Consider the following 18056-nt stretch of genomic DNA (forward strand, 5'->3'; position numbering starts at 1 on the left):
ATCATTTTAAACGATCTTTTTTATGAAGTTCAACAATAAACCATTTATCCTTTCGGGCAGTCATTAAATCATTTTATCATGAAAAAACCAAACTATATCACGACATTATTTGTGTTCGCATTATTATTTATTAATGTGAACAGCGTTTGTGCCCAGGAAACTGAAACAATTGTAGAAATTGAAGAAAAGCCAGAAAATTTCGTAGAAATTGAAGGTAAAGTTATTGATTCTGAAACACATAAAGAACTCATTTTTGCTGATATTGTGCTTCAAAATACCAATATTAGTACCGTAACTAATAGTGATGGTTTGTTCGCCTTAAAAATTCCTGAAAAATATTCAGAAGGTATGGTTAACATTTCCTATTTGGGTTATGAAAAATTAGAACTTCATATAAACGATTTAAGTCAGACTAAAAAAATTGCTTTAAAACCCGTTTTAACAACTTTAGATGAAGTTAGCATCGTTTCAAAAGCTAAAAATGCTAAAGAAATTGTACTTGAATGTTTAAGCAAAAAAAGTAGTCTATACACTAATAAAAACACGTTAATGACTGCCTTTTACCGTGAAACCATTAAAAAGAGAAGAAAAAATGCATCCTTATCCGAGGCTGTTATTCGTATTCACAAAGAGCCTTATAACAATCTTAGAACCGATTATGTTGAATTGGTAAAAGCTAGAAAAACCACCGATTATAAACGATTAGATACCATCGCATTAAAATTACAGGGCGGTCCATTTAGTAATCTTTATACTGATATGATTAAGTACCCAGAATACATTTTTACTAATGAGACCATGCCTTATTACGACTTTAATTTTGGTAAAACTACAAAAATTGACGACCGTTTAATTTATGTTATCAATTTTAAACAAAAGGAAAATATAAACGAACCTTTATACCATGGAAAACTTTTTATTGATGTTGAAACATTCGCATTAACCAATGCTGTTTATAGTTTAAATGTTTCAAACAGAGCCTTATCTAGTCCCATGTTTGTTAGAAAAAAACCGCAAAGAGCCGAAGTTTACCCAACCGAAACAGCCTATCGCGTAAATTACAGAACCGGTGATGATGGAAAATGGCTTTATGCTTACAGTAACATATCATTAACCTTTAAAGTGAATTGGAAAGGAAAACTATTTAATAGCACTTACACATTAAATAGTGAAATGGCGATAACCGACTGGGAAGTTAAAGATGATAAACTTACCAAAACTAAGAATCAAGTTTTAAGACCGCATACCATTTTAACAGAAAGAGCTTCGGGGTTTTCAGATCCTAGATTTTGGGGTGCTTATAATATTATAGAACCTGAAAAGTCCATTCAATCGGCTATTAAAAAAATTCAGAAGCAATTAGAGCGTACTTAATTTAGAATAAAGTAGTCTGCGAATCATCATCCTTAGAACTCCGATTTTCCTTCGGAGTTTCTTCGTTTTCAGAGGCTACCTCGGTTTCATCAACCACTTCTAGATCTTCCGCATGTACTTCCTCTGGTGCTTCAAAAGGCAAAGGATCTAATAAATTCACTTGATTCACTTTATCTTTTGTAAGCTGATTTCCTAAGGCATTTATACCTTTAATGGCGATAAACTCTTCCAGATTGACTTCTAGATTATCCTTTCTGTCTTTTCCTCGTTCTTTTGCAAAAACAATTTCGGCCATTGGGCGCCAATCGGTAGAAACAATTTCCAACTGCGATTTAGGGTCGTCTGGAATAAACGATTCCTCTTTGCCTTCTTGCTCAATTAGAAAACGTTTTACATAATACAGTTCTTTTTCACCATTGAAATAAACTACAGAAATAGGCTTTTTAGGCTGCCATTTTTCCATAACAATCATATCGTCATCAAAGTGCATGGTCACTTCTGGTGTTACAGTTTTAACCAATCCAGATTGGTTGATGATAAGTAATTTATCTTCACCTCTAAATTCACCAATAAGTTCGCCACGACCATCTACATTTAAACGTTGAACGGTATCATCAAACCAAATTTTTCGAGGTTTTAGTGTAGAAACGCCTTTTTCCTTTAATTCAACACGTTTTATAGGATATTTAGTAACTAAGTTTCCTTTAGAAACACGTCCTTTAATAAGGATATCAGCAAAATCGATATCCCACTTTAATTTTTTAATACTTCCTGCTTGACGCAATAAAATGGTTACCACTTCGGCTTCACCATTAGGGTTTGCAGAAAAATATAAGCCAACCGAACCTTTGTTTCCGTTGGTTAAATCGTACTCTCTATCGCGAGTAACACTTGTTACTGCAAAGCGTTTTATGTATGAAGGACCACCTTTTCCGTCGCGGTAAATAAAGTTATAAATGGTGCGTTTATCTTTCTTTTTAAAGACCGCTACATGAATGATATCTTTACCAACAAAGGTTTTAGAATCGACCTTAGTCACCATCATTTTACCTTCTTTAGTAAATACAATAATGTCGTCTATATCACTACAATCGCAAACATATTCGTCGCGTTTAAGAGAAGTTCCTATAAAACCTTCAGCTCGATTTACATACAGTTTTGTGTTTCGAATAACCACTTTTGTGGCATCCACATCATCAAAAGTTCTAATTTCGGTTTTACGCTCTCTACCTTCCCCGTATTCCTTTTTAAGTCTTGTGAAATAGGCAATAGCATAATCAATTAAGTTTGCTAAATGGTGTTTAATTTCAGCAATCTGCTCTTCTAAAGCATCTATTTTTTGTTGCGCTTTATCGATATCGAACTTTGAAATACGTTTGATACGAATTTCGGTTAAACGCACAATATCGTCTTCGGTAACGGCACGTTTTAAATGTTTGATGTGTGGCTTTAAGCCTTTATCAATCGCACTTATTACGCCTTCCCAAGTTTCTTCCTCTTCAATATCGCGGTAAATTCTATTTTCAATAAAAATACGCTCTAAGGAAGCAAAGTGCCATTGCTCTTCAAACTCGCCTAATCTAATTTCAAGTTCTTGCTTTAAAAGATTAACCGTATTATCGGTTGAGCGACGTAGCATTTCGGTTACGCCAATAAACAATGGTTTATTATCTTCAATAACACAGCCTAAAGGTGAAATAGAGGACTCGCAACTGGTAAAAGCATATAAGGCATCTATGGTTTTATCTGGCGATAATCCCGAAGGTAAATGCACTAGAATTTCAACTTCTGCAGCGGTATTGTCTTCAATCTTTTTGACTTTAATTTTACCCTTATCATTCGCCTTTAAAATGGAATCGATTAAAGTAGACGTAGTCGTTCCAAAAGGCAATTCGGTAATCACCAAAGTGTTTTTATCGAGTTGCGAAATTCTAGCACGAACACGCACTTTTCCGCCTCGAAAACCATCATTGTAATTAGAGAAATCGGCAATTCCTGCCGTAGGAAAATCTGGTAAAAGTGTAAATCGTTTGCCTTGTAAATGCTTTATTGAAGCCTCTATAAGTTCGATAAAATTATGTGGTAATATTTTTGTTGAAAGTCCAACCGCAATCCCTTCGCCTCCTTGAGCTAAAAGCAACGGGAACATAACTGGCAGGTTTATGGGTTCTTTTCTACGCCCATCGTAACTGGCTTGCCATTCGGTAATTTTAGGATTAAAAACAACATCTAAGCCAAATTTAGAAATACGGGCTTCGATGTAACGAGAGGCTGCAGCTCTGTCGCCTGTTAAAATATTTCCCCAGTTACCTTGGGTATCAATTAATAGGTCCTTTTGCCCTATTTGAACCATGGCATCAGCAATACTTGCATCCCCATGAGGATGGTACTGCATGGTGTGCCCTACAATATTTGCTACTTTATTATAGCGCCCATCATCCAAATCTTTCATGGAGTGCATGATGCGGCGCTGTACAGGTTTAAAACCGTCTTCAATAGCAGGAACGGCACGTTCTAAAATAACGTAAGAAGCATAATCTAAAAACCAATCTTTATACATTCCCGTAACTCGGGTAATGGTTTCTTTAGGTTCGTCTTGTTCGTTAATTAAATCGTCTCCGTTTTCAATCATTAATTATTTTTTAACAGGTTTTGGTTTGCCATTAAGCATTACTCTTCCACGTGCTTGTAATCTTTCTACCTGATCGATAGCAGGAAACACATAAAGATACTCGTATGAACGTACTATTTCTAAATCTTTTTTCTTTGTATATAACATCTTACTTAAGTTTTGTCCCCAAAATAACAGGGGTGTTTCACAAATTAATTCATCTTTATTAGCTGTAACAAAGTTACATTTAAAGATAAAATTACTTAAATAATTTCAACAAAATTTATCACTAATTTATCGTTATATTTTTAATAAAAGTAACGATAAAAGTTTTAAGAAAACTACTCAATCACGTCCAACTCGACTTTGAGATTATCGATGATAAATTCCTGACGTGTTGGTGTGTTTTTGCCCATATAAAATTCTAATAAATCTTCAATCGACATGTTGTCATCTAGCATAATAGGATCTAATCGAATATCATCACCAATAAAATGCTTAAACTCATCGGGAGAGATTTCACCAAGTCCTTTAAATCGAGTAATTTCTGGCTTTGGTTTTAATTTTTCTATGGCGTCACGTCGTTCCTCATCGGAATAGCAATAAATGGTTTCCTTTTTATTTCTTACACGAAACAGTGGGGTTTGCAGAATATACAAATGTCCTTCTTTAATAACCTCTGGAAAAAACTGAAGGAAAAATGTAATTAACAACAAACGAATGTGCATACCATCCACATCGGCATCGGTAGCAATAACCACATTATTATAGCGTAAATCTTCTAAAGATTCTTCAATATTTAAAGCCGCTTGAAGCAAGTTAAATTCTTCATTTTCATAAACAATTTTCTTTGTTAACCCGTAACAGTTTAGTGGTTTTCCTTTTAAACTGAAAACCGCCTGGGTGTTAACATCACGTGATTTTGTGATACTTCCCGAAGCCGAATCTCCCTCGGTTATAAACAGCGTGGTTTCTAGATTTCTTGGGTTTTTTATATCGCCAAAATGCACACGGCAATCGCGTAATTTTTTATTGTGAAGACTGGCCTTTTTAGCACGGTCTTTTGCTAGTTTCCGAATGCCCGAAAGCTCTTTACGCTCTCGTTCGGCTTGTAAAATTTTACGCTGAAGTTTATCGGCGTCTTCTTGATTTTTATGTAAATAATTATCTAAATAGCGTTTTACAAAATCGTTGATATAAGTTCGTACAGTTGGCAAGTCTCCACCCATATCGGTAGAACCTAGTTTGGTTTTCGTCTGACTCTCGAAAACAGGTTCCATAACTTTTATAGCAATAGCACTTACAACAGATTTTCGAATATCGGAAGCATCAAAATTTTTACCGTAAAACTCTCTAATGGTTTTTACGAGTGCCTCCCTAAATGCATTTAAATGTGTACCGCCTTGGGTAGTATTTTGTCCGTTTACAAAAGAATGGTATTCCTCGCTATACTGCGTTTTACTGTGGGTTAGAGCGATTTCGATATCATCGCCCCTTAAATGTATAATAGAATATAAACGGTCAGATTCATTAATATTTTCGCTTAATAAATCTTTTAAACCGTTTTCGCTATAATATTTTTCGCCGTTAAAAACTATGGTTAAACCTGGGTTTAAGTACACATAATTTTTCAGCATTTTTACTATATATTCACTTCTGAATTTATAGTTTTTAAAAATTAATTCATCTGGAACAAAGGATACTTTTGTTCCTTTTCTGCGCGAGGTTTCTTCTAATAATTCTTTATTAATGAGGTTTCCTTGCTCAAATTCCGCGGAAGCGCTTTTATTATCACGCGTAGATTCCACTCTAAAAAATGAGGATAAGGCATTTACGGCTTTTGTACCTACACCATTTAATCCTACCGATTTCTTAAAGGCCTTAGAATCGTACTTACCACCTGTGTTCATTTTAGAAACTACGTCTACGACTTTCCCCAGTGGAATACCACGACCATAATCGCGAACCGTAACTTTGGTGCCTTGAATGGAAATTTCGATGGTTTTTCCAGCTCCCATGACATACTCGTCGATGGAATTATCTAAAACTTCTTTAAGCAGAATGTAAATACCGTCGTCTGGCGAAGAACCATCTCCGAGCTTTCCAATATACATTCCTGGACGCATTCGAATGTGCTCTTTCCAGTCTAACGAACGGATATTATCTTCGGTATAATTAGATGTTTCTGCCATTAAGTAGGTGCTGTGTTTTTTTTAAGATAGATTGCTAATATAGTACAACCAAATAAAAAATAAAACAGCAGACCAACAAAGTAATTAACAATAAAATTTTATTCCTGTTGAGAACCTCGATTAGACCGATTCTTTTTAAGAGCTACTACAACATAGCGTGAGCCTTAAATTTTACAACAACAAATTTAAGGATTAACCAAATGCTCCTACCTAATAAGCAGACTAAGTAACGACACTTAACAATATAAAACTGGCTCCAATAAAACCAAGAAGGAAAATCTTCAATTTTAAAAAACAGGGATGATTATTTGAATGATTTTAAATAAAAAACACAATAAAAACGAATGCGATTAGTAAGAATTTATAAGCTTTGAGAAAAACGCATGACCATTTTCGCTTTCGGCTGCAGACTTCAGCATATTATTTCTAATCTTCAGAAGATTTGTAATATACCGTTTTAAATAGAACCAATTAACAAACTTACCTAATAAGCCGTAAGGCGTTTCAAAAGAAAACTTGTCAATCATTAAAGTAAAACCTTCCTTTTCCTTAAAAATATGCTCATGACGGTAAGACTTAAAAGCCCCAAAAACCATTTCACCTACAAAATAATGCGGTTTATCAAAGGCCACAATCTTGGTTGTTAAATGTTGTACGAAACCTAAGTGCTTAGCTTCCCAACTTACCCACTCCCCTTTTTTAATAAGTCCTGTGGTTTTTCCCGCAACGGGCATTTCGTCTGTGTGTTTTAATGATTCCTTGTGAAAATCGATACTTCGTGCTAAATCAAAACACGTATTTATATCAGAATGAATTTCTGTTTTAAGTAGGATTTCAGGCATTTAAGAGTTTAATTTGGAGCAATTTAGGCCGCAAACATAATTAAATTCTGCAATTATAAAAATATTTTTCCTATAAATAATCGAAGGATAATATTACACATTAAACAAAAAGTGCATTACATCGCCATCTTTTACAATGTAATTCTTGCCTTCAACACGCATTTTTCCAGCTTCTTTTACTTTGGATTCGCTTCCATACTCAACATAGTCATTATAAGCAATAACTTCTGCACGAATAAAACCTTTTTCAAAATCGGTGTGAATAACTCCTGCCGCTTGTGGTGCCGAAGCCCCAATATCAATAGTCCAAGCACGAACTTCTTTAACACCAGCAGTAAAATAGGTTTGTTGGTTTAATAATTTATAGGCGCCACGAATTAATTTAGCTGATCCAGCTTCATCTAAACCGATATCTTGAAGAAACATTTGGCGTTCTTCATAATCGTCTAATTCATTAATGTCCGCTTCAGTTCCAACCGCTAAAACAATAACTTCAGCGTTTTCATCTTTAACGTTTTCCTTAACTAAATCGACATAAGCATTACCAGAAACCGCAGATTCTTCATCTACATTACACACATACATTACTGGTTTATCGGTAATAAACTGCGAAGGCACTACAAAATCTTCATAATCGTCTTCAGCAAACTCTAAAGCTCTAACCGAAATCCCTGCTTCTAATCCTGCTTTAATTTTCAGTAAAACAGCTTCTTCCTTTTGCGCCTCTTTATTTCCAGTTTTAGCAGCACGTTTTACTTTATCAAGTTTCTTTTCGGCTGTTTCTAAATCTTTCAACTGCAGTTCCATATCGATAGTTTCCTTATCGCGAATTGGGTTGACATTACCATCAACATGCACAATATTATCGTTATCGAAACAACGTAAAACGTGTAAAATAGCATCGGTTTCACGAATGTTTGCTAAAAACTGATTTCCTAAACCTTCACCTTTACTCGCGCCTTTTACTAAACCTGCAATATCTACAATTTCTACAGTGGCAGGAATTACACGCTCAGGATTTACCAAAGATTCTAATTTTTCTAAACGCGGATCTGGTACATTTACCACACCAATATTAGGTTCGATAGTACAAAACGGAAAGTTTGCACTTTGCGCCTTAGCATTAGATAAACAATTAAATAAAGTTGATTTTCCTACGTTTGGTAATCCTACGATGCCTGCTTTCATTTGAAAATAGATTTTTTTTATTTCCGAGACATCGGAAATTTTTTTATAATATTAATTTAGCTTAAGAACTTACTTAGTAAGTAGTAATTATTTTGCGATTGCAAATGTAGTTAATTCCGTGATTATTTTTTACAACTATTTGAAGCTTTAATTTAGTTGATGATTAATGGAAGTTGGTTGAATTTTTAAATATTAATTCAACACAAAAAATCCCAAACTATTAGCTCAGGATTTTAATTATACATTAATATTATATACTATTATTAACCATCAGGGTGCATAAAGCGCTGCTTAGCTAATAATTCGTCGTCTGTTTCAACGTGATCGTCGTCCGGAACACAACAATCTACTGGGCATACCGCAGCACATTGAGGCTCGTCATGGAATCCTTTACATTCTGTACATTTATCTGGTACAATATAGTAAAGCTCATCACTAATAGGTTCTTGAGCTTCATCTGCATCTACCTCAGATCCATTTGTTAATACTACTGTTCCTTCCAAACTCGTACCATCTTTGTAGCGCCAATCATCTGCACCTTCATATATTGCCGTATTCGGGCATTCCGGTTCACATGCACCACAATTTATACATTCGTCTGTTATTATAATTGCCATAGCGTTTTTTCTTTCTAAATTTGCAATTGCAAAAATAACGCCAAAACCCTTCATAACCAAATTAAGGATGCAATTACAAGAAAGAATTAATGCTTTTATAAATTTAGGAGATTTTTTAAGGCAATTTTCTAATGAAGTTATCCAAAAAGACGATAATGTTAAACATAACGATATTTTCTTCGATGGCTTTAAACATCAGCTAAAATTAGCCGAAGAACACAATGGTTGGTTTACCCCAGAAAATATCAGTTTTGCATTAGCATCTTGGGCCGATGCCTTAACCTTAGATAACTTAAACACCTGGTTAAAACCATATAACACAGAAAACGTTACTCCTAAAAAAGTGGCTATTATTATGGCTGGAAACATTCCACTAGTGGGCTTTCACGATTTTTTAGCTGTGCTTATTACAGGCCATGAGGTTTTGGTTAAACAGTCTTCAAACGACAAACATCTTCTACCCTATTTAGCTAAATATTTGGAATATGTAGAACCTCAGTTTAAGGGAAAAATCACTTTTACAGAAGGGAAAATTGAAAATTTCGATGCCGTTATTGCCACAGGAAGCAATAATACCGCGCGTTATTTTGAATATTATTTTAAAGATAAACCTGCTATAATTAGAAATAATCGAAATTCGGTTGCTGTTTTAACAGGTAAAGAATCTGAAGACGATTTAAAAAACCTTTCGGAAGATATTTTTAGATACTACGGTTTAGGCTGTAGAAACGTCTCTAAATTATACCTTCCTAAAAATTATAATTTTGATGCTTTTTTTGAAGGCATGTACCACTGGCATCCTATTATTAACAAAGCAAAATACGCCAACAATTATGACTATAATAAGGCTGTGTATTTAATGAGTGAATTTGACATGCTTGAAAACGGATTTTTCATGATTAAAGAAGATGAAAGTTTAGCCTCGCCTATTGCTACCGTTTTTTATGAATATTATGAAAATAAAGACGCTTTATCAGAAAAATTAAAAGCAAATAAAGAGCAAATTCAATGTATTGTTTCTAACGGATTTACAAAAAAAGAAATTCCGTTTGGGGCCACTCAAAAACCTCAACTTTGGGATTATGCAGATGATGTGGATTCCGTTGAATTTTTGTTAGCGATTTGACCAAACTTTTAAAGAATTTTTAATTAAAAATATGTAATTAATTAAGACCTTTACAACTTAATTTTTACCAAGAAAAATGAAAAAACATAACTTTAGTGCAGGACCTAGTATTTTACCTCAAGAAGTTCTATTAAAAGCTTCTGAGGCAGTTGTAGATTATAATAATAGTGGCTTATCCTTAATTGAAATATCTCACAGAAGTAAAGATTTTGTAGGTATCATGGACAACGCGAGATCTTTAGCTATAGAGCTTTTAGGTTTAGAGGGCAAGGGTTATACCGCATTATTTTTACAAGGTGGTGCAAGTACGCAATTTTTAATGGTGGCTTTAAACCTTTTAGAGAAAAAAGCAGGATACATTAACACTGGAGCTTGGAGTGGGAAAGCCATTAAAGAAGCTAAAAAAATTGGAAACATTGTAGAAGTAGCTACTTCTGCCGATGCTAATTTTAACTATATCCCTAAAGGAATCGAAATTCCTTCAGATTTAGATTACTTACACTACACATCAAACAATACTATTTTTGGAACACAGTTTAAAGACATTCCTCAAACTAACGCACCTTTAGTGTGTGATATGAGTAGCGATATTTTTTCTCGTACTTTAGATTTCTCAAAATTTAGCTTAATCTATGCCGGTGCTCAAAAAAATATGGGACCAGCAGGAACAACACTTGTAGTTATTAAAGATGAAATTTTAGGTGAAGTATCGCGCGAGATTCCTTCTATTTTAGATTACCAATTACACATTAAAGCAGACAGCATGTACAACACGCCTCCTGTTTTCCCTGTATACACCTCTATGTTAACTTTAGAGTGGTTAAAAGGATTAGGTGGTATTGCTAGAATTGAAGCAGAAAACGAAAAGAAATCGACTGTTATGTATTCTGAAATTGACTTAAATCCATTATTTACAGGATTTGCAGCCAAAGAAGACAGATCGCCAATGAATGCGACTTTTAACTTAACTGATGATAAATTAAAAGACACTTTTGAAACTATGCTTAAAGAAGCTGGAATTAGTGGTGTAAACGGACACAGAAGTGTTGGTGGCTACAGAGCTTCTATGTACAATGCCTTACCTTTAGATAGCGTAAAAGCATTAGTTGAAGTGATGAGCGAATTAGAGAGTAAAGCATAAAATAAGTTTGCAGTGAGCAGTCGCTGTTTTCAGTGCCTTACTCGAACGTATAAAAAGTAGCAGTAGCCAGTCACAGTTAACAGGTTTACTCAAATAAATAAAATTTAATTTTAAGTTGAATGGTTTATCGTTCGTTCAAAGAACTTTTAACTTTTAACTTTTAACTTTTAACTTAGATAAATGAAAGTATTAGCAAACGACGGGATTTCACAAAGTGGTATCGATGCTTTAGAAAAAGCAGGTCATGAAGTGATTACAACAACCGTAGCACAGGAACAATTAATTAATTATATTAACGAAAAAGACATCACTGTTTTATTAGTACGTAGTGCAACTACAGTACGTAAAGACTTAATTGACGCATGTCCAGGACTAAAAATTATTGGTCGTGGTGGTGTTGGTATGGATAACATCGATGTTGAGTACGCTAGAGAAAAAGGCTTAAGCGTAATTAACACACCAGCAGCTTCTTCGCACTCTGTTGCCGAGTTAGTATTCGGGCACTTTTACGGATTAGCACGTTTCTTACATAACTCTAACAGAGATATGCCATTAGAAGGCGATCAAAACTTTAAAGGTTTAAAGAAAGCTTACGCGAAAGGAACCGAATTAAAAGGAAAAACTTTAGGAGTTTTAGGATTTGGTCGTATTGGTCAAGCCACAGCTAAAGTAGCTCTTGGAGCTGGGATGAAAGTGGTTGCTTTCGATCCGTTTTTAGAGCAAGTAAATTTAGAATTGGACTTTTTCGATGGTCAGAAAGTAAATTTTGATATAAAAACCATTTCTAAAGAAGACGTTTTAAAACAATCTGATTTTATCACATTACACGTTCCTGCTCAAGACGAATACGTTATTGATGAAGCAGAATTTAACATCATGAAAGACGGAGTTATTATTGCCAATGCAGCTCGTGGTGGTGTAATTAACGAAGTAGCGCTTGTAAAAGCATTAGAAAGCGGTAAAGTTTCTAGAGCAGCATTAGATGTTTTTGAAAAAGAACCAAAGCCAGAAATTCAGTTATTAATGAATCCTGCATTATCTTTAACACCGCATACAGGTGCAGCTACTAACGAAGCCCAAGATAGAATTGGTACTGAATTAGCAGAACAAATCATTAATATTCTTGGCTAATATTTTTTCTAAAAAACTTATTTAGTAAGAATATTACAAGAAAATTTAATTTATATTAAAGTCCTAACCCTAAAAGGTTGGGACTTTTTTTGTAAATTCAAGGTTCCTTATAAAATAATTTAATTAATTAAACCATTTATATCATGTCTGGAATTTTAGATTTATTAAACAGCGACCTCGGAAAAACCATTGTTAATGGTGTTGCTGGACAAACCAACCAACCCCAAAACAAAACACAGGATGTTTTAACTATGGCGCTGCCCTTATTAACAGCAGCGATGAAAAGAAACGCTAACTCCCCTCAAGGTGCCGAAGGACTTATGAATGCTTTAAATAGCAAACATGACGGCAGTATCCTAGATAATCTAGGCAGTTTATTTGAAGGTGGTGTAAACGCCGATGTTATTAATGACGGCGGAAATATTTTAGGTCATGTTTTAGGCTCTAAACAACAACACATTGAGAATACCTTAGGAGCTAAATCTGGTATGGATGCCAATTCGGTGAGTCAGATTTTAAAAATAGCAGCCCCGCTTTTAATGGGTTTGTTGGGCAAACAAACTAGGCAACAAAATGTAAACTCACCAAATGATATGGGAAGCCTTTTAGGTGGTTTATTAGGTGGAAACTCATCAGGTCAAGAACAAAACTTCTTAGAAAGCATGCTAGATGCCGATGGTGATGGTAGCGTTATTGATGATGTAGCTGGAATGATGCTGGGTGGCGATAAAAATAAAGGCGGTCTTGGCGGTGTACTAGGTGGCTTATTTGGTGGAAAATAATCCAATCACTATAAATTAGAAAAGCTGTGTGAAATAATTAACGATTCACACAGCTTTTTTTTTATATCTTAAATACGAACACTTATTTATTTTTTTGAAAACGTAGAATTATCAAACTTACCATCGATAATTTTATCAGAGTCTACCCCTAATTTTCTATAAAATTTCATAACATTTATTTCTTCAATATCTATTCTTTTTAAGCGATCCCATTTAACAATAACAACATCGCCTGCCATAGGATTTGGAGCACCAGGGATAAATACCGCATTAAGTTCATCGTCTATCCGTTCCATTAAAAAACCAATTTGCCAAACTTCTTCAATATCAACAAGTACAACGTCTTTTAAATGTTTAGAATCCAATCCTGCTGCGGCTTCTGTCATGCCTTTTAATAACGAATAACCAGGCACGTTAGACAAAATATTGTTCTCTATCCAATCCTTAAAACGAGTAGCATTATTGGTTCTTGCAAACACTCCAGCGATAAAACATAAAATAAACAAAAGTAGTACAGCAATAAATTTAGATGTTATTTGTCCGCCTAAAAAAGTAAAATCAATTTTATCGGCAATAGGACCTACAATTTTACGAAAGACACGTAATATTTTTTCAATTAAGAAAATCACTAAAAAAATTGGAATAATAAAAAACAATCCACCAATTAAGGTTGTTTTTATAAAGGATAAAATATTTTTCATAGGGTTATTTTATTACGATTACCATTTAATATTTATAATGCGAATATATAATTACAAATTAAAGAATCATTACATTTTCAGCAATTTACCCCTTCACACCAGATATAATATTCACGACTACAGTTTATTAATTCTAATTTGTTTTTTGTATCTTAATATTTGTTTCAAATACATCAATTTACAACTATGCTACTAAATTCTATAAATAAATTAGCTTGTATACTATTACTAATCTTTTTTATATCTAGCTGCAACACATCAAAGTCTACTACAACAACACAGGACGAACGTTTGGAAGCTTTAAAACTAAATGATACGGTTACCATTGCTAACGACGAGATAGAATATGAAATTATTATAATTGAACCTGGTTTTAATTATTGGGTAGCAAGTACAGCGCGACCAAAAGGGTATTACTCACAAAGCTTTCTAGAAAATAGAAACTACCTTTATGTCATGGAGTGGAATCAGCGGGTATTACAGCCACAACGTTATCCTCCAAATTTATACGAATTACAAATAAATTACAATCAAGGCATAGACTATGGTTACGACGTAAATTATTTACTTTATAATTATTTCATTTACTTCCAATTAACCTATAAACAAAGATTAGGGCCTTTTGAGCCTAGAATTTAAATTTGATTTAACTATTTTTGCACCTAAATTACATTTGTGAAAAAACTAAAAGAACGTTGGGATATTGAACATAACTGGGAAGTTATTGTCATACTTGTAGTGTTTTCTGTTACAGGTTCTACAGCATCCTTCATCGGTAAACCCATTTTAAATTACTTAAATATTACAAGTGAAAACCTTGGAAGTTTTGGGTATTGGGCTATCCGAATTCTTTTATTATTTGTGATGTATCAATTCATGCTTGTCTTTTTTGGATGGCTTTTTGGTCAATATAAATTTTTCTGGAATTTCGAGAAAAAAATGTTACGCAGAATTGGTTTAAAGCGTTTTGTAGATTAAATGATTGCAAAAAAGCAACATATCATTTTTAGAATACTCACTTTATGTCTTGTGACTACTTTGTTGTTTCCTGCTGCAGCAAAGTTTGTGCATGTTTTTGAGCATCATAACCACAAAGTTTGCTCGGGAGACGACTCCACTCACTTTCATCAAGTTGATTTAGATTGTGAGTTTCAAAAGTTCCCTTTACACACACATATACTTTTAATTGATACTATGGCCTATTGGTTTAAAACCAATCCTCCTGAAAATGTATCAATTATAAATTATAAAACACTCAAACATCACAAACCGCTTTCTTTTTCCTTAAGAGGCCCTCCTGTTTTAGCTTAAAATTTCTTTTTTAAACTAAAACAAAATTTCAATGAAACAATATTTATGGATTGTAGCGCTATGCTTTTATAGTTTAGCCTACACCCAAAACTGTACGCACACCCTAGTTGGTACCGTAACCGATTTTCATGATGGCACTCCTTTATCGGGAGCTACTATTCATAACGAAACCGCTAACACCTATACTGCTGCAGATATTGATGGCAAGTTTTCCTTTCCAGATGTATGTGAAGGCACTATAGTATTGGTTGTAACTCATGTGGGTTGCAATTCCAAACGGTTAGAGGTAGACATCCCTAAAAAACTGCATATAGACATTCATATGGAACACCATATAGAAACCCTACATGAAGTATTAATAAAGGGGACATCTAAGGAAGAAAAAACGTCTATACAGCAAACGGTTCATAAAAAACAAATAGAAGCATTCACCGATAAATCTTTAGGAGATGCCCTAAATACACTTAGCGGCGTATCGTCTTTAAATACTGGCAACACCATTGTAAAACCCATGATTCATGGCTTACATAGTAGTCGGTTAATTATAGTAAATAACAATGTACGCTTGTTCGACCAAGAATGGGGAGACGAGCATGCGCCTAATATTGATATTAATACCAGTAATCAATTAGAAGTGATAAAGGGAGCCAATACACTAAAGTACGGAAGCGACGCTATAGGTGGATTAATTCTTGTGAAACCAAAAAAATATGCTGCAAAAGATAGCATTTTTGGTAGTACTTCATTTTCATTGAACACAAATGGATTTGGTGGCAATGTGAATTCAGAACTCGTTAAAACCTACAAATCGGGATTTTATGCTAAAATACAAGGTAGTTATAAGCAATTTGGCGACTTTAAAGCACCCAATTATTATTTAACGAATAGCGGGATAAAAAATGCTAATGTTTCAGCGAATATCGGTTATAGCAGTTTTGAAAAAGGATTTGATGCCTATTATAGTTTTGTTGATAATGAATTAGGAATTTTAGCAGCCTCACACATTGGGAATGTAAACGATTTGGTAACAGCCATAAATAGCCAAGAACCTCGAATTAAGGAAGATTTCTCGTATGAAATAAATAATCCGAGGCAACATGTTTCGCACCAACTAGGAAAGGTAGAAGCTTATAAGCGCTTTAAAAGACTGGGTAAATTATCCATGCAATACGATTTTCAAATAAATAGAAGAAAAGAATTCGATATAAGGCGTGGTGATGACGCTAATACACCTGTAATCGACCTTCGTTTATTTACCACGTCGTTTCAACCTAATTTACAAATAGACGTTTTTGATAAAACGGAAATTAACACCGGTTTTTTACTGCGGTTTCAAGAAAATGATGCCATTTCAGGAACTGGAGTTAGCCCTATAATTCCAGATTACAAAAAATACGATGCGGGTATCTATGCTACTGGAAATTATAAACTGAATTTATTTAGTGAAATAAGTACTGGTTTTAGATTTGATTATTCTGAAATTAAAGCGAGAAAATGGTATAATACTGCCGATTGGGAAGACACCTATAATTACGATGAATTGTTCCCAGAATTTGAATCTGGAATCACAAGTAATTCTCAAACCTTAACCTACCCTGAATTTTCGTTTCCGAATTTCTCTGCTAACTTAAGTTATATGAGACATTTTAGCGATGATTTTGAATTGTTTTTAAATTATGGTTTAGCATCTAGAATGCCAAATCCTTCCGAGTTATTTAGTGATGGATTGCATCATAGTGCAGCGAGAATTGAAATTGGAAGTCTAACCCTTGGCAAAGAAATTTCGAATAAGCTGGTTGCTTCCTTACAGAGAAATAATCAGCATTTCGGATTCACCCTTAGCCCATATGTCAATTCTATTAAAGGCTATATGCAGCTTATTCCTACGGGCATTACCACAACCATTAGAGGCGCATTTCCTGTTTGGGAATACAATCAAGTGGATGCTACAATTTATGGCGTAGACTTGGATTTAGACGTGAGAATTAACAAACACTTTAATTACAAAGGAAGTTTAGGTTGGTTACGAGGTACAAATGAAACCGAAAGTATACCGCTTATAAACATGCCTGCAGCAAATTTCACCAATAGTATTTCCTACTATAATGAAGATTTAAACCAACTATCTGTTAGTTTAATAAATAAAACTGTATTACAACAAAAAAATTACCCCGATTATAATTTTTACACATACAACGCTATTACCGACAGTTATGATTATGTTGATATTAGCACCCCTCCTTCTGCCTATACATTATTTAGTTTTACTAGTTCGGCATATTTTAAGGTATTTAAAAAAAGTACTTTGAAAGTAGAATTTAATATCGAAAATATTTTCAATACCTCGTACAGAGACTACTTAAATAGACTTCGATATTTTAGTGATGAATTAGGAAGAAACATTAATTTAAAAGTTAAAATAAATTATTAAATAAAATTAATATTATGAAATATCCAAAATTAAAAACTATGAAAACAGTAAAATTATTAGCCCTTTTATTTGTGGCAAACCTAGCTTTTGTAAGCTGTTCTAAGGATGATGACGGTCATGATGATCACGATCACGAAGAAGAACTTATTACTACCGTTAAATATACATTATACAATGGAAATGACATCGTAACCTTAACTTTTCAAGATTTAGATGGCCCTGGTGGAAAAGACGGTACTTATGATGTTTCTGGTCCTTTAGCGGCTAACACTACCTATTCGGGAACAACAGCCTTATTAAACGAAACGGAAAACCCTGCGGAAGATATCACAGAGGAAGTGGAAGATGAAGGTGATGACCATGAATTTTTCTATGTTTCTTCTCTAGATGACATCTCTATTTCTAAATTAGATCAGGATAAAGACGGTAACCCAATTGGTATCGAAACAAGCTTAACTACAGGAGATGCTGGTACAGGATCGCTTACTATCATTTTAAAGCACGAACCAAAAAAACCAAACAATGGCACCCCTGACGATGCTGGTGGAAGCACAGATGTTGAAGTCACATTTTCTATTACAGTACAATAACAATTTGGGGTTATTTTTG

17 protein-coding genes are annotated in these 18056 nt (G+C 34.1%); 10 read left to right on the forward strand and 7 right to left on the reverse strand.

Annotated features, from left to right (window positions below; genetic code table 11):
- Window positions 1–78: 78 nt before the first annotated feature.
- Window positions 79–1374, forward strand: a complete 1296-nt coding sequence (locus H6X70_RS12020) for a carboxypeptidase-like regulatory domain-containing protein (RefSeq protein ID WP_194767939.1) — start codon at window positions 79–81, stop codon at window positions 1372–1374.
- A gap of 1 nt (window position 1375) precedes the next feature.
- Here H6X70_RS12020 and H6X70_RS12025 read toward each other — a convergent pair whose 3' ends face one another.
- From H6X70_RS12025 to H6X70_RS12050, 6 genes are all read right to left on the reverse strand, one after another.
- A complete protein-coding gene (locus tag H6X70_RS12025) occupies window positions 1376–4006 on the reverse strand; it encodes a DNA gyrase/topoisomerase IV subunit A (protein WP_194767940.1) in 2631 nt (876 codons plus the stop codon).
- Between the two features lie 3 nt (window positions 4007–4009).
- Window positions 4010–4153 carry a hypothetical protein gene (locus H6X70_RS12030; protein WP_194767941.1) on the reverse strand — a complete coding sequence of 48 codons (144 nt, stop codon included), beginning with the start codon at window positions 4151–4153 and terminating at the stop codon, window positions 4010–4012.
- A 173-nt stretch (window positions 4154–4326) separates the two neighbouring features.
- The gene (locus H6X70_RS12035; protein WP_194767942.1) at window positions 4327–6177 is read right to left on the reverse strand and encodes a DNA topoisomerase IV subunit B; all 1851 of its coding nucleotides are present in this window, start codon (window positions 6175–6177) and stop codon (window positions 4327–4329) included.
- A gap of 350 nt (window positions 6178–6527) precedes the next feature.
- Window positions 6528–7019, reverse strand: a complete 492-nt coding sequence (locus H6X70_RS12040) for an SRPBCC family protein (protein WP_194767943.1) — start codon at window positions 7017–7019, stop codon at window positions 6528–6530.
- Between the two features lie 93 nt (window positions 7020–7112).
- The gene (gene ychF, locus H6X70_RS12045; protein WP_194767944.1) at window positions 7113–8207 is read right to left on the reverse strand and encodes a redox-regulated ATPase YchF; all 1095 of its coding nucleotides are present in this window, start codon (window positions 8205–8207) and stop codon (window positions 7113–7115) included.
- Between the two features lie 263 nt (window positions 8208–8470).
- Window positions 8471–8824 carry a 4Fe-4S dicluster domain-containing protein gene (locus H6X70_RS12050; RefSeq protein WP_194768078.1) on the reverse strand — a complete coding sequence of 118 codons (354 nt, stop codon included), beginning with the start codon at window positions 8822–8824 and terminating at the stop codon, window positions 8471–8473.
- Window positions 8825–8891: 67 nt separating this feature from the next.
- Here H6X70_RS12050 and H6X70_RS12055 point away from each other — a divergent pair, with 67 nt between their 5' ends.
- The 4 genes from H6X70_RS12055 (at window position 8892) to H6X70_RS12070 (ending at window position 13004) form a co-directional block, all read left to right on the forward strand.
- Window positions 8892–9950 (forward strand): acyl-CoA reductase, encoded by a 1059-nt coding sequence (locus H6X70_RS12055; protein ID WP_194767945.1) that lies wholly within the window; start codon window positions 8892–8894, stop codon window positions 9948–9950.
- A gap of 76 nt (window positions 9951–10026) precedes the next feature.
- On the forward strand, window positions 10027–11091 hold the full coding sequence (gene serC, locus H6X70_RS12060) for a 3-phosphoserine/phosphohydroxythreonine transaminase (protein ID WP_194767946.1): 1065 nt from the start codon (window positions 10027–10029) through the stop codon (window positions 11089–11091).
- A 180-nt stretch (window positions 11092–11271) separates the two neighbouring features.
- Window positions 11272–12222, forward strand: a complete 951-nt coding sequence (locus H6X70_RS12065) for a D-2-hydroxyacid dehydrogenase (RefSeq protein ID WP_194767947.1) — start codon at window positions 11272–11274, stop codon at window positions 12220–12222.
- A gap of 143 nt (window positions 12223–12365) precedes the next feature.
- The gene (locus H6X70_RS12070) at window positions 12366–13004 is read left to right on the forward strand and encodes a DUF937 domain-containing protein (protein ID WP_194767948.1); all 639 of its coding nucleotides are present in this window, start codon (window positions 12366–12368) and stop codon (window positions 13002–13004) included.
- An 86-nt stretch (window positions 13005–13090) separates the two neighbouring features.
- Here the strand turns inward: H6X70_RS12070 and H6X70_RS12075 are convergent, their stop codons facing one another.
- On the reverse strand, window positions 13091–13705 hold the full coding sequence (locus H6X70_RS12075; protein ID WP_194767949.1) for a DUF502 domain-containing protein: 615 nt from the start codon (window positions 13703–13705) through the stop codon (window positions 13091–13093).
- Window positions 13706–13891: 186 nt separating this feature from the next.
- Between H6X70_RS12075 and H6X70_RS12080 the strand changes: the two genes are divergently transcribed.
- Genes H6X70_RS12080 through H6X70_RS12100 form a run of 5 tightly spaced genes read left to right on the forward strand, consistent with a single transcriptional unit; the run spans window position 13892 to window position 18037 of the window.
- Window positions 13892–14344 (forward strand): DUF6146 family protein, encoded by a 453-nt coding sequence (locus H6X70_RS12080; protein WP_194767950.1) that lies wholly within the window; start codon window positions 13892–13894, stop codon window positions 14342–14344.
- Window positions 14345–14380: 36 nt separating this feature from the next.
- A complete protein-coding gene (locus tag H6X70_RS12085; RefSeq protein ID WP_194767951.1) occupies window positions 14381–14683 on the forward strand; it encodes a DUF6787 family protein in 303 nt (100 codons plus the stop codon).
- A complete protein-coding gene (locus H6X70_RS12090) occupies window positions 14684–15016 on the forward strand; it encodes a hypothetical protein (protein WP_194767952.1) in 333 nt (110 codons plus the stop codon). It abuts the gene before it with no gap.
- Between the two features lie 31 nt (window positions 15017–15047).
- Window positions 15048–17447 carry a TonB-dependent receptor gene (locus tag H6X70_RS12095; RefSeq protein ID WP_194767953.1) on the forward strand — a complete coding sequence of 800 codons (2400 nt, stop codon included), beginning with the start codon at window positions 15048–15050 and terminating at the stop codon, window positions 17445–17447.
- A 38-nt stretch (window positions 17448–17485) separates the two neighbouring features.
- Entirely contained in the window at window positions 17486–18037 is a 552-nt protein-coding gene (locus tag H6X70_RS12100; RefSeq protein WP_194767954.1) for a type 1 periplasmic binding fold superfamily protein, read from the forward strand.
- Window positions 18038–18056 lie beyond the last annotated feature (19 nt).

It is taken from the genome of Tamlana sp. I1 (assembly GCF_015355625.1).
In the GTDB taxonomy this organism is placed as follows: Bacteria; Bacteroidota; Bacteroidia; order Flavobacteriales; family Flavobacteriaceae; genus Pseudotamlana.